Below are 12,421 nucleotides of genomic sequence, written 5' to 3' on the forward strand. Positions count from 1 at the left end.
GGCGCAAGCCGCGGGAAAGCCGAAGCTTTCCGGCAAGACTTAGGCGGCGGGAGCAGCCGGAGCGGCGTCGGCGTCGTCGGCGGCAGCGCCACCCTTGACGACAGCAGCGGCCAGCAGCGGGTTCTCTTCACCACCGTGCGGGACGTAGGTCACGCCCATCGGCAGCTTGATGTCGGCCAGGTGGATCGAAGCGCCGGCCAGGATGTCGGCCAGGTTGACTTCGATGAACTGGGGCAGCGCCGACGGCAGGCACGTGATTTCCAGTTCGGTGGCGACGTGGCTGATGATCGCGCCGCTCAGCTTGACGGCCGGCGAGACTTCAGCGTTCACGAAGTGCAGCGGCACCTTGGTGCGCAGCGCCTGGTTGGCGTCGACGCGCTGGAAGTCCACGTGCAGGACTTGCGGCTTGTAGGCGTGCCATTGAACCGAACGCAGCAGGACCTGTTCGTCCTTGGCGCCTTCGAGCTGCATTTGCAGGATCGAAGCGTGGAATTCTTCCTTGCGCAGGGCGTGGTAGATCTCGTTGTGGTCGAGTTCGATGTTCAACGGGGCAGCCGAACCACCATAAACAATGGCGGGAACGCGGCCCGCGCGGCGCAGGCGGCGGCTCGCACTCGAACCCTGGACGCTACGCGCAGTGGCAGTAAATTTCATGGAAAACTCCAAAAACAAAAAATGGCGAAGCGGACTTCACCGGTTAAAGACACGGCGCACAACAGGTGCGCCGTGTTGCTTGCGCCTTGCCGCGACCAGCAAGACACAAAAAACGGGGAGGCTGGCGTCAGTCGACGAACAGCGAGCTGACCGATTCCGCGTTCGAGATACGCAGGATGGTCTCGCCCAGCAGCGCGGCGCACGACAGCTGGCGGATCTTGCCGCTGGCCTGGCCTTGCTCGGAGAGCGGAATGGTGTCGGTGACGACCAGTTCGTCCAGTTCCGACGCCTCGATGCGGTCGATGGCGCCACCCGACAGCACGGGGTGCGTGCAATAGGCGTAGACGGCGCCGGCGCCGCGGTCCTTCAGGGCCTGGGCCGCCTTGCACAGCGTGCCGGCGGTGTCGACCATGTCGTCCATGATGATGCAGGTGCGGCCGTCGACTTCACCGATGATGTTCATCACTTCCGACACGTTGGCGCGCGGACGACGCTTGTCGATGATGGCCAGGTCGGCTTCGAGCTGCTTGGCCAGCGCGCGGGCGCGCACCACGCCGCCGATGTCCGGGGACACGACGACCAGGTTCGAGAAATTGCGGCGCCAGATGTCGCCCAGCAAAATCGGACCGGCGTAGATGTTGTCCACGGGAATGTCGAAGAAGCCCTGGATCTGGTCGGCGTGCAGGTCCATCGTCAGGACGCGGTCGACGCCAGCCACTTGCAGCATGTTGGCCACCACCTTGGCCGAGATCGCGACGCGCGCCGAGCGCGGGCGGCGGTCCTGGCGGGCATAGCCGAAATAGGGAATCGCGGCGGTGATGCGGCCGGCCGAGGCGCGGCGCAGGGCATCGACCATCACCATGATTTCCATCAGGTTGTCATTGGTAGGCGCACAGGTGGGCTGCAGGACGAAAACGTCCTTGCCGCGCACGTTCTCGTTGATCTCGACCATCACCTCGCCGTCCGAGAAGCGACCGACGGTCATCTTGCCCAGGGACATGTCGAGGTGGTTGACTACGTCCACGGCCAGCCGAGTGTTGGCCGTGCCCGTGAAGATCATGAAGCTATCGTTTGCCATGATGGATGATGCGATGGTCGTTTCGAGACACTAACGAGGTGATGCGAGAACCTGCTGAAACCGGAAAATAAAAAAGCTGCTGAACCCGGGCCAGTGTCTTACAGGCGTGTTCAACAGCTTTGTTATGTATTCGGTTGGCTGGGGAGGAAGGATTCGAACCTTCGCATGCCGGAATCAAAATCCGGTGCCTTAACCAGCTTGGCGACTCCCCAACTATCTTGCAATCCAATTCCGCAACGGATGTTCAGTCAACCCAGGACATGCCCGCACTAACCGGAACCGTGGATGCGTTGTGCTGTCTGTGTCATCTGCGTTTTTGCAGTTTGCTTCAACAGCGCCGCGCATTGTAGCGGTAATTTCCGTTTTCGCCAAAACGGCCTCCGACAGTTCGGAAAACTCGGCGTATAGACACGCGCCAGATCCCGACATGCGAACTTGGGTTCCCGTGTTTTTCAACACGCCCTGCTCTGCAAGCCACCGCGATGCCCTGAGAACCTCAGGATAAAGTCGGTAGACCACCGGCTCCAAATCATTTTTCCCGAAGGAAAATGTAGGCGAAGCAAGAAAGTCCGCTATTGTGATGTAAGAAGAATCCCTTGTCAAATCGGGTGCGGAAAAAATTCCAACGGTCGGCACGCTCGCGTCCGGCTGCGCCACCAGATAGGCCCGCGCCGGCAGGTCCAGCGCGGTCAGTTTCTCGCCCACGCCCTCGGCAAAAGCGGACTGGCCGAACACGAACACCGGCACGTCGGCGCCCAGCGGCAGGGCCAGCGCCATCAGTTCTCGCCGCGACAGCCCGGTGCCCCACAAGCGGTTCAACGCGATCAGCACGGTGGCCGCGTCGCTCGAACCGCCACCCAGGCCGCCGCCCTGCGGAATGCGCTTTTCCAGCGCGATCTGCGCGCCCTGGCGCGTGCCAGTGGCCTGTTGCAGGGCGCGGGCGGCGCGCAAGGTCAGGTCGTCCTCTTCGGACACGCCCGCCAATTCCGTGGCGCGGCTGATGACGCCATCGGCGCGCGCCTCGAAGTGCAGCGTGTCGCACAGGTCGATGAAGCGAAAGGCCGTCTGCAGCAGGTGGTAGCCGTCGGGACGGCGGCCCACCACATGCAGGAACAGGTTCACCTTGGCGGGCGCGGGTACGTCGTAGAGGGTCACGGCGGATCGGAAAAAAAGACGGATGCGTCGATTTTAGCGACCCGCCCGGGGTGGCGAGCGCCGGGACGCCATGACAGGGCCGCTGGCGTCCCGGGGGACCGGCGGGAGACCGATCCTATCGTCCGCAAGGAACGGCGCAACGGGAATAGGCCCCGGCTTGCCCGGACCTGGACCCCGCCCTCGGACGCGGATCAGGCGATCTGCGGCGCGACGCGGCCGGCCAGGCGTTCGGCCGGGGCCTCGATCACCTGCCCTTCCGGCAGCTTGAACACCGCCACGGCGCCCGCCAGCTGGCGCGCCTGCTCTTCGAGCGCGCCGGCCGCGGCGGCGGCCTGCTCCACCAGCGCCGCGTTCTGCTGGGTCACGCCGTCCATCTGCGTCACGGCGCGGTTGACCTGGTCGATGCCGGTGGCCTGTTCCTCCGACGCGGCCGAGATCTCGCCCATCAGGCTGGTCACGCGCTGCACCGAATCGACGATCTCGCGCATGGTGGCGCCGGCGGTTTCCACTTGCTCGGAACCGACGCCGACCTTCTGCGCCGAATCCTCGATGAGCTGCTTGATTTCCTTGGCGGCGGCGGCGCTGCGCTGGGCCAGCGTGCGCACCTCGCTGGCGACCACGGCAAAGCCCTTGCCCTGCTCGCCGGCGCGCGCGGCCTCGACCGCGGCATTGAGCGCCAGGATGTTGGTCTGGAACGCGATGCCGTCGATCACGCCGACGATGTCGGAAATACGCGACGAGCTGCCCTGGATGGCGCGCATGGTCTCGACCACGCTGGAGACGGCCTCGCCGCCGCGTTGCGCCACGGCGGCCGAGGCGGCCACCATGCGGTTGGCTTCGCGCGCGGTGTCGGCGTTCTGCTTCACCGTGGTCGCCAGCTCTTCCATGCTGGCGGCGGTTTCCTCCAGCGAGGCGGCCTGTTCTTCGGTGCGGCTGGACAGGTCGGCATTGCCGGACGAGATCTCGCGCGCGCCGACGTTGATCTCATCGACGCCGCGGCGCACCGTGGACACCGTGCGCACCAGGCTGTCCTGCATCGCGCGCAGGGCGCCCAGCAGCGCGCCGATCTCGTTGCGGCCGCGATCGGCCACGCGGCGCGTCAGGTCGCCCTCGGCAATGCGGCGGAAGATCTCGCCGGCTTCCAGCAGCGGCCGCACGATCATGCGGCGGATCAGCATGTGCGCGCCCACCGCCATCAACAGGCCCAGCACCAGGATGCCGGCCAGCAGCGAACTGAAGATGGTGTGGAACAGCGAGATCTCGTCCATCACCTCCTGCCCGGTGGTCTCGGCGCGACGCATGAAGGCGTCGCGCTCGGACACCAGCAGCTCCTGCACCTGCTGCGTGCCCTGCTTGAAGTAGGCGTCCATGTCACCGGCCTCGAGCACCTTGCCGACGTTCTGCAGGTTGTTGCTGAGATTGCCGTAAGCCTCGATCAGGTCCTTGGACTCGGCTTTCTCCTGCGCCGACAAACCGCCGGCAAAGCCCTGGAAGGCCCGGTCGCCCGCGGCAATGCGCTGGCGCGCCAGGCGCAGTGCGGTGGTGTCGCTGGCGTTGCCCTGCGCCACCCGGGTGGCATAACGGCTCAGGTCGGTGCGCGCCGCCACCAGGGACAACGCGGCCGTGTTCACGGCGTTGACCTGCTGCGAGGAAAGGCGATAGAGCTGGCCGACGTCCTGGTTGGTCTGCCGCAGGGCGACGAAACCCATGCCGCCCACCAGCAGCTGGAAAGTGAAAAACACCGCGATGATCCCCAAGAGCATCGTCGCGATCCGCGTATTCCTGAACATTGGCATTCTCCGTAAAAAAGCGGCGGCGCGATCCGCGGCCACCGGCCTTGCATGCCGCGCGCGGGGGTCGTGCGCGCGGGTGTGGGAAGAATTATTCAGGTTAAACAGAATCTATCAATCAGTAACAAAGTCGATTTTGCAACGCTGATTTGCTGATTGAAGCGGGGCGGACGTGCTACAGCCAGACGACACAACGGCCCCGCAGGGCCGTCGAGGAAGTCACGAAGCGGTAGCAATCAGGGCTGATTGACAACCAGGCGCACCATGATGCGGCGCCCCGGCTCCTGGCGCTCCAGCACCAGCATCTGCGGGCCGAGCGTGTCGTAGCGCGAGAGCCGCGCGCGCCAGCCGCCCTGCTCGAAGGCCACGGGGCGGCCCAGGTCGTCGCTGGACACATCGGTGGCCTCGGGCTGGCCCGGCAGCTTGCCGCGCAGCCAGTCGCGCATGCCGGATACCGGCATGCTGCTGCCCAGGGCGTCTTCGGCCAGGGCATCGGGGTTGTCGGCCACCAGGCGGGTGCCGTCGGCCTTGGTCAGGCTGGCCGCGCCGGGCTGGCCTTCGACCCGGGCTTCGGTCGAGCCGAGCGGATTGGTCAGGTCGAGCACGTAGCGGCGGCCATCGTCCGACCAGGAAAAGCCGCCTTGCACGGCGCTTTGCTTGCCGTTTTCCTCGTTGACCGTGATGGCGAAGCGTCCGATGCGCGAGAACGCGTCGGGCGAGGCGCCTTCAATGGGCTTGGGCGTGGTGGTGCAGGCCGCCAGCACGAACGCCAGCATGGCCAGCAGCGCCCAGCGCATCCATTCCAATCCGAGGCCGCGCGACGCTGCCGTCACAGGCTGACTCCCAGGCGCTTGATGACGTCAAGAACGGTCCTGTTCTTGGGATCCTTCTGCACCGCGGCGCGCAACAACTCGACCGCCTGGTCGCGTTTGCCCTGGGTCCAGAGCACTTCGGCCAGGTGGGCCGCGATGTCGGCCTCGGGCCGCACGCTGTAGGCGCGCCGCAGGTAGTCGGCGGCGGCGATCTGGTCGCCCATGCGGAATTTGACCCAGCCCATGCTGTCCAGGATGAACGGATCGTTGGGCGAGAGCTCCAGCGCCTGCGTAATCAGGTCCAGGGCTTCAGGCAGGCGCTGGTTGTGATCGGCAAGCGTGTAGCCCAGCGCGTTGTAGGCGTGGGCATGCTCGGGATCCAGCGCGATGACCTGGCGCAGCATGCGCTCGAGGTCGGCCAGGCGGTCCTGGCGCTCGTACAGCATGGCCAGTTCGTACTTGATCTCGACGGTATCGGGCAGCGCCTGGTCGGCCGCCTCCAGCACCGACACGGCCTGGCCGACGCGGTCGGCGTCGCGCAGGATCTGCGCCTTGGTCAGCACGCCCAGCGTGCGCTCTTCCTCGTCCTGGGGCGCGGCGGCATCGACCATCTTGATGGCGTCATCGATGCGGCCGGACTTGGCGCGCAGGGCGGCCTGGCGCATGCGCGCCGAGAAGCGCAGCGACGGGTCGTCGATGCGGCCGAGTTCGGCGATGGCTTCGTCGTACTGGCCCTGGTCTTCGGCGATGCGCGACAGCAGCACGTGGGCATCGGCCGCGGCGGCGCCGGCGTCGGTGGCGCCCGGCACGATGGCGCGCTGGCGCTGGTTCTGCACGTCCAGGTACTGCTGCAGCAGGGTCTTGGCCTGCGGCAGTTGGCCGGCCTTGTAGGCCAGTTGGGCCTGCATGAAGAGCAGGTCGAAGTCTTCCGGCGAGCGCCGCGACATGGCCTGCAGTTCGGCGAGGGCGCCGTTGTAGTCGCCGGCATCGGCCATCTGGCCGGCCAGCATCAGGCGCACCTTGCGGGCGTTGGGATTGCGGGCGATATAGGCCTGGGCCTCGGCCTGCGCACGCTGCGGATCGACCTTGGCGCCGTACTCCAGCACGCGCTGGGCGGCGGGCTCGGACCTGGGATCGGCGGCCAGGGCGGCGCGAGCCTCCTGGGCGGCGCGCGGGTAGTCGCCGGCGGCCGAGGCTACGTCGGCCAGCGCCAGATGGGCGGCGGGCAGCTTGCGCACGCTGTCGCTCAGGGATTCGTCGAGGATGCGCAGCGCCAGGCGGCGGTCGTTCAGGCGGCTCAGCACCGCCAGAGCCTGGCCGATGGCGGCCGGCTTGTCGCGCGAGGCCTCGATGCGGTTGCGCAGCGCCTGCGACAGGCCCTTGGTCTGGCCGTTGGCCGCGGCCAGCGCCAGTTCGGTGGAGCTGGCTTCAAGATCGTTCGGCGACAGGCGGGCCCAGACACGGGCCGCGTCCAGCGCGCCGGGCAGGTTGCCGCCGGCCAGCTGGAATTCCAGGCCGCGGCGCGCCAGGCGGGGATCGCCGGTGTCGCGCGCCAGGCCGACCATGGTGTTGGCGGCGGTGCCGTACATGCCGCGCTGGGCGGCGATTTCCGAGGCCAGCACGCGGTAGAAGATGTCAGCGGTCAGCGACACGTAGGGCAGCTGGCCGGGACGCAGGCGGATCACCTCGGTTTCAGGCTGGCGGTTCTGGGGCGCCATGCGGGGGCCGGTCGCATCCCGCGTCCGGCTGTCGGCGGCCTGGGCTTGAGGGGCCAGGGTGGAGGCCAACGCAAGCGCCAGCGCGGCAATCCCGATATTCATTTGTTTGAAAGACGACTTCACGCGGCCCGTCCGGTTGGTGGCACAATCTTCGTACACGCAATTGATGATCTTACACTGGCTCATGCCGGAACTGCCTGAAGTTGAAACCACGCGTCGCGGAATCGACGCCGTCATCACCGGCCGCCCGCTCACGCGGCTGGTCGTCCATGAGTCCCGGATGCGCTGGCCCATCCCGGCCGAACTGCCCGCCCTGGTTGGCGGCCACACGGTGCGCGAATGCGGCCGCCGCGGCAAGTACCTGCTGCTGCGCTTCGACCACGGCACCCAGATCGTGCACCTGGGCATGTCCGGTTCGCTGCGCAGCGTGGCGCCCGGTGAATTCCTGCGCAAGCACGACCACGTCGAATGGATCTTCGACCAGGCGGTGCTGCGCCTGCACGACCCGCGCCGCTTCGGCGCGGTGTTGTGGCATCCCGATGCGGACGGACCGGTCGAAAACCACCCCCTGCTAGCCAGGCTCGGCATCGAGCCGTTCGACCCGCGCTTCGACGGCGCCTGGCTGCACCATCACTTCAAGAACCACGGCGCCGCGATCAAGCAAGTGCTGCTGGCCGGCATGGCGGTGGTGGGCGTGGGCAATATCTATGCCTCCGAAAGCCTGTTCCGCGCGCGCATCAATCCCAAGACCCCGGCCAACAAGCTGTCGCGCGCCCGCTGCGACCGCCTGGCGGACATGGTGCGCGCCACCCTGGCCGACGCCCTGACCTCCGGCGGCAGCACCCTGCGCGACTACGTCGGCGCCACCGGCGAGCCGGGCGCCTATTTCGAGATCCACGCCGCGGTCTATGAACGCGCCGGCCAGCCATGCCGGGTCTGCGGCACGCCGATCAAGCGCATCGTCCAGGGCCAGCGGGCCACCTACTACTGCCCGAAGTGCCAGAAGACCTGAGCGTCCCCGCCTGACTTCTGTCCAAGTCCCTGGGGCCTCCTCCGGTCCGAAAGGTTCCCGTCCGGGCCGCCCTGCGCGGCCCGGATGCATTTGGGCAGTCCCGGAAACCCAAGGGAAATCCCTGCCAAAAAGGGCCAATTCGTTTATAGCAAACGTATTGCACAACCACTAACGCCACGCTATAGTCCGTCCACACACCCTATTCCTATAAAAGTGGAAGGAGCCTCCATGAGCAAGCAATTCGCTTCGCACGCCGACCTGAGCGACAAGGTCGTGTCGTTCGAAAAGCTGTCCGACAACGCCTACGCCTACACCGCCGAAGGCGATCCCAACACCGGCGTGATCATCGGCGACGAGGCCGTCATGGTGGTCGACACCCAGGCCACGCCGGTCATGGCGCAGGACGTCATCCGCCGCATCCGCGAAGTCACCGACAAGCCGATCAAGTACATCCTGCTGTCGCACTACCACGCGGTGCGCGTGTTCGGCGCCTCGGCCTACAACGCCCAGGAAATCCTGGCCAGCCGCGACACCTACGACCTGATCGCCGAACGCGGCGAGCAGGACAAGGCCAGCGAGATCGGCCGTTTCCCGCGCCTGTTCCGCAACGCCGAATCGATTCCCCCCGGCCTGGTCTGGCCCACCATGACGTTCAAGGGCGAGATGACCGTCAACCTGGGCAACCTCGAGGTCAAGCTGCTGCAGGTCGGCCGCGGCCACACCAAGGGCGACACCATCGCCTGGCTGCCCGAGCAGAAGATCCTGTTCGCCGGCGACTTGGTCGAATACCAGTCCACCCCCTACTGCGGCGACGCCTACTTCCGCGACTGGCCCAGCACGCTGGACGCGCTGTGGGGCTTCGAGGCCGAAAAGATGGTGCCCGGCCGCGGCCCGGCGCTGAAGAACGCCACCGAAGTGCGCCAGGGCCTGGCCGGCACGCGCGCCTTCCTGACCGACCTGTACGGCGCGGTCAACCGCGGCGTGGCCGAGGGCAAGGACCTGAAGACGATCTACCGCGAGGTCTACGACTTCATGAAGCCGCGCTACAGCGACTGGGTCATCTTCGATCACTGCATGCCGTTCGACGTGTCGCGCGCCTATGACGAAGCCACCGGCCACGTCCATCCGCGCATCTGGACCGACAAGCGCGACCTGGAAATGTGGGCCCAGCTGGAGGGCTGATCCCGCGCGGCCGGCGCGCCGGCCGCTGTTCCACAGATCGAAACGGCTGCACGCAATTCGCCACCGAAGTCGGCCGGCGACGCGCGCAGCCGCGCATAAAAACAAAATGACCCACACAGGAGACAACCGTGGGAGACATCGACTTTCAGGCGATGGAGTTCGCCTATGAAAAACACGCCGACCAGGCCGCCGCGACGCAGGCGCGCCACCCGGTGGTGGTGGTGGGCGCAGGCCCGGTCGGCCTGACCACGGCGTTGGACCTGGCACGCCAGGGCGTGCGGGTGGTGGTGCTGGACGACGACTACCGCCTGTCCACCGGCTCGCGCGCCATCTGCTTTTCCAAGCGCACCCTGGAAATCTGGGACCGCCTCGGCGTCGGCCAGCGCATGGTCGACAAGGGCGTGTCGTGGAACGTGGGCAAGGTGTTCTTTCGCGACCAGGAAGTGTGGCGCTTCGACTTGCTGCCCGAGCCCGGCCACCGCCGCCCCGCCTTCATCAACCTGCAGCAGTACTACGCCGAAGGCTACCTGTACGAGCAGGCGCGCCAGGAACCGAACATCGACCTGCGCTGGAAGAACAAGGTGGTGGGCCTGGAGCAGGCCGGCGACGGCGTGGTGCTGTCGATCGACACGCCCGAAGGCGGCTACGCGCTGCGCGCCGATTGGCTGGTGGCCTGTGACGGCGCGCGCTCGCCGGTGCGCAAGCTGATTGGCCAGGAAAGCCATGGCCGCATCTTCCGCGACCGCTTCCTCATCGCCGACGTCAAGATGAAGGCCGACTTCCCGGCCGAGCGCTGGTTCTGGTTCGACCCGCCCTTCCACCCGAATCAATCGGTGCTGCTGCACATGCAGCCCGACAATGTCTGGCGCATCGACTTCCAGCTGGGCTGGAACGCCGACCCGGTCGAGGCCGTCAAGCCCGAGAACGTGCTGCCGCGCATCCGCGCCCTGCTCGGCCCGGACGCGCAATTCGACCTGGAATGGGTCAGCGTGTACACCTTCGCCTGCGAACGCATGGACAAGTTCCGCCACGGCCGCGTGGTGTTCGCCGGCGACTCGGCGCACCGCGTCTCGCCGTTCGGCGCGCGCGGCGCCAACAGCGGCGTGCAGGACGCCGAGAACCTGGCCTGGAAACTGCGCCTGGTGCTGGCCGGCCACGCGCCCGAATCGCTGATCGACAGCTACGCCGCCGAGCGCGAGCACGCCGCCGACGAGAACATCCTGAATTCGTCCCGCGCCACCGATTTCATCACGCCCAAGAGCGACATCAGCCGCAGCTTCCGCAACGCGGTGCTGAACCTGGCCCGTACCCATGCGTTCGCGCGCACGCTGGTCAACAGCGGTCGCCTGTCGCTGCCGGCCACCTACGCCGATTCGCCGCTGAACACGCCGGATACCGACGCCTTCTCCGGCCGCATGCGGCCCGGCGCGGTGGCGCTGGATGCGCCGGTGCAGGGTCCGGGCGATTCACCGTGGTGGCTGTCGCAACTGGACGCCGGTTTCGCGCTGGCCTATTTCTGCGGCGATGCCCCGCCCGACGCGCAGACGCTGCAGGCCCTGCGGGCGCTGCGACTTGCGGCGGTGCCGGTCAAGCCCGTGCTGGTCGCGGGTCCGGGTTGCGATACCGCGGGCTGGCCGTCCGACCTGGCGGCGGTGGTCGACACCGAAGGCCTGCTGGCCCAGCGCTATGACGCGCTGGCGGGCACCGCCTACCTGATCCGTCCCGACCAGCACATCGCCGCGCGCTGGCGCGCCTTCCAGCCCGACGCGGTGGCGTCGGCCGTCAACCGCGCCATCGGCCGCGCCTGAAGAACCCGGAGGCCTTTTCCATGCTGAACACCGAAACCAACCTGGCCGCGCCGGACGACTTCTACGAAGCGCTGATCGACGCCCATCGCGACCTGAGCAACGAGCAGAGCCAGGAAATGAACGCGGCGCTGATCCTGCTGCTGGCCAACCACCTGGGCGACATGGCGGTACTGCGCGAGGCGCTGGCGCAAGCCCGCGCGTCGGTCACGCCGGCGTCGAACCCACCGCAAACGCATTGACGATCAGGGCGCGCAACCACTGGTTGCCGCCATCGCGATCGTAGCGGCGCTGCCAGTACATATTGGTCTGCAGCGCCGGCACCTTCACCGGCGGCGTCATGTAGCGCAGGCCGAATGGCTGCGCGGCGCTCGCCGCCAGCTTTTCGGGCACGGTCGCCAGCAGGTCGGTGGCGCTGACGATGTACGGAACCGCCGAAAAATGCGGCACGCTGAAGTGCTCGGCGAGCGGCACGCCGGCCCGTTCCATGGACTGGTTGACCTGCCCGTAGGGCGCCGCGCGCGACACGATCAGGTGACGCTCGGCGCGAAACGCCTTCAATCCCATGCCGGGGTGGGCCGTGGGATGCGCCTGGCGAAAGAGCGTGGCGTACCCCTGCCGGAACAACATGCGCTGCAAGGTGCCCGCCCCCATCTCGTCGAAGGCGCCGATGGCCAGGTCGACGCGGCCCGCTTCCATTTCCCGCGGCAGATCGGGGCCCTGCACCCGCACCGAGTCGATGCGCACCTGTGGCGCCACCTGCACGCACACTTCCATCAGCCGCGGCATGAAGTGGATCTCGCCGACGTCGGTCATGGCCACGCGAAAGCGCCGCGTGCTGGTGGCGGCATCGAACGCCTCCTGGTCCTGCAAGGCCTGCGACAACAGGGCCAGCGCCTCGCTCACCGGGCCGGACAGGCGCTGCGCGCGCGGCGTGGGCAACATGCCCTGCGCGGTGCGCACGAACAGCTCGTCGCCAAACGCCAGCCGCAGCCGGCGCAGGGCGTTGCTGACCGCTGGCTGCGACAGCTCCAGGCGCCGCGCCACGGCGGACAGGTTGCGGTCCTCCAGCAGGTGCTGGAACAGGATCAGCAGGTTCAGGTCGACGTCGCGCAAGTCCGCCATCAGGCACCCCTACTATTCACGAAATTTATAGTTGGTATTTTTGCATTCCCGTAGCCATAGCGGGGGATTTTTCCGACAATGGCATATCGG

The 12,421-nt window shown here is 67.1% G+C and carries 11 protein-coding genes and 1 tRNA gene; 4 read left to right on the forward strand and 8 right to left on the reverse strand.

The window, feature by feature from the left end:
• Positions 1–39: 39 nt before the first annotated feature.
• The 7 genes from ACUTAG_RS10085 to ACUTAG_RS10115 all read right to left on the reverse strand — a co-directional run bounded on the left by ACUTAG_RS10085 (position 40) and on the right by ACUTAG_RS10115 (position 7,393).
• The gene (locus ACUTAG_RS10085) at positions 40–654 is read right to left on the reverse strand and encodes a 50S ribosomal protein L25/general stress protein Ctc (protein ID WP_006385925.1); all 615 of its coding nucleotides are present in this window, start codon (positions 652–654) and stop codon (positions 40–42) included.
• 127 nt (positions 655–781) lie between these two features.
• A complete protein-coding gene (locus tag ACUTAG_RS10090; protein ID WP_006227587.1) occupies positions 782–1,732 on the reverse strand; it encodes a ribose-phosphate pyrophosphokinase in 951 nt (316 codons plus the stop codon).
• Positions 1,733–1,867: 135 nt separating this feature from the next.
• A tRNA-Gln gene (locus ACUTAG_RS10095) sits at positions 1,868–1,944 on the reverse strand.
• A gap of 1 nt (position 1,945) precedes the next feature.
• Positions 1,946–2,887 carry a 4-(cytidine 5'-diphospho)-2-C-methyl-D-erythritol kinase gene (gene ispE, locus ACUTAG_RS10100; RefSeq protein ID WP_054484776.1) on the reverse strand — a complete coding sequence of 314 codons (942 nt, stop codon included), beginning with the start codon at positions 2,885–2,887 and terminating at the stop codon, positions 1,946–1,948.
• 191 nt (positions 2,888–3,078) lie between these two features.
• Complete coding sequence (locus ACUTAG_RS10105; RefSeq protein WP_054484775.1) at positions 3,079–4,677, reverse strand: methyl-accepting chemotaxis protein; 1,599 nt, start codon at positions 4,675–4,677, stop codon at positions 3,079–3,081.
• Positions 4,678–4,913: 236 nt separating this feature from the next.
• Positions 4,914–5,474, reverse strand: a complete 561-nt coding sequence (gene lolB, locus ACUTAG_RS10110) for a lipoprotein insertase outer membrane protein LolB (protein ID WP_054484774.1) — start codon at positions 5,472–5,474, stop codon at positions 4,914–4,916.
• A gap of 32 nt (positions 5,475–5,506) precedes the next feature.
• A complete protein-coding gene (locus tag ACUTAG_RS10115; protein ID WP_006385921.1) occupies positions 5,507–7,393 on the reverse strand; it encodes a tetratricopeptide repeat protein in 1,887 nt (628 codons plus the stop codon).
• On the opposite strand from ACUTAG_RS10115, the gene mutM reads away from it, so the two are divergent.
• The 4 genes from mutM to ACUTAG_RS10135 all read left to right on the forward strand — a co-directional run bounded on the left by mutM (position 7,392) and on the right by ACUTAG_RS10135 (position 11,448).
• Positions 7,392–8,219, forward strand: coding sequence for a bifunctional DNA-formamidopyrimidine glycosylase/DNA-(apurinic or apyrimidinic site) lyase (mutM, locus tag ACUTAG_RS10120; protein WP_026384827.1), 828 nt, complete (start codon positions 7,392–7,394; stop codon positions 8,217–8,219). The two genes, ACUTAG_RS10115 and mutM, sit on opposite strands and share 2 nt — an antisense overlap.
• Before the next feature lie 228 nt (positions 8,220–8,447).
• Positions 8,448–9,401, forward strand: a complete 954-nt coding sequence (locus tag ACUTAG_RS10125) for an MBL fold metallo-hydrolase (protein ID WP_446650128.1) — start codon at positions 8,448–8,450, stop codon at positions 9,399–9,401.
• A 128-nt stretch (positions 9,402–9,529) separates the two neighbouring features.
• Positions 9,530–11,209, forward strand: a complete 1,680-nt coding sequence (locus ACUTAG_RS10130; protein WP_047991870.1) for an FAD-dependent oxidoreductase — start codon at positions 9,530–9,532, stop codon at positions 11,207–11,209.
• Positions 11,210–11,229: 20 nt separating this feature from the next.
• A complete protein-coding gene (locus tag ACUTAG_RS10135; protein ID WP_026384824.1) occupies positions 11,230–11,448 on the forward strand; it encodes a DUF2783 domain-containing protein in 219 nt (72 codons plus the stop codon).
• Here the strand turns inward: ACUTAG_RS10135 and ACUTAG_RS10140 are convergent.
• Positions 11,414–12,331, reverse strand: a complete 918-nt coding sequence (locus ACUTAG_RS10140; protein WP_446650129.1) for a LysR family transcriptional regulator — start codon at positions 12,329–12,331, stop codon at positions 11,414–11,416. The genes ACUTAG_RS10135 and ACUTAG_RS10140 overlap by 35 nt on opposite strands.
• Positions 12,332–12,421 lie beyond the last annotated feature (90 nt).

Source organism: Achromobacter sp. CSND-B12 (assembly GCF_052906545.1).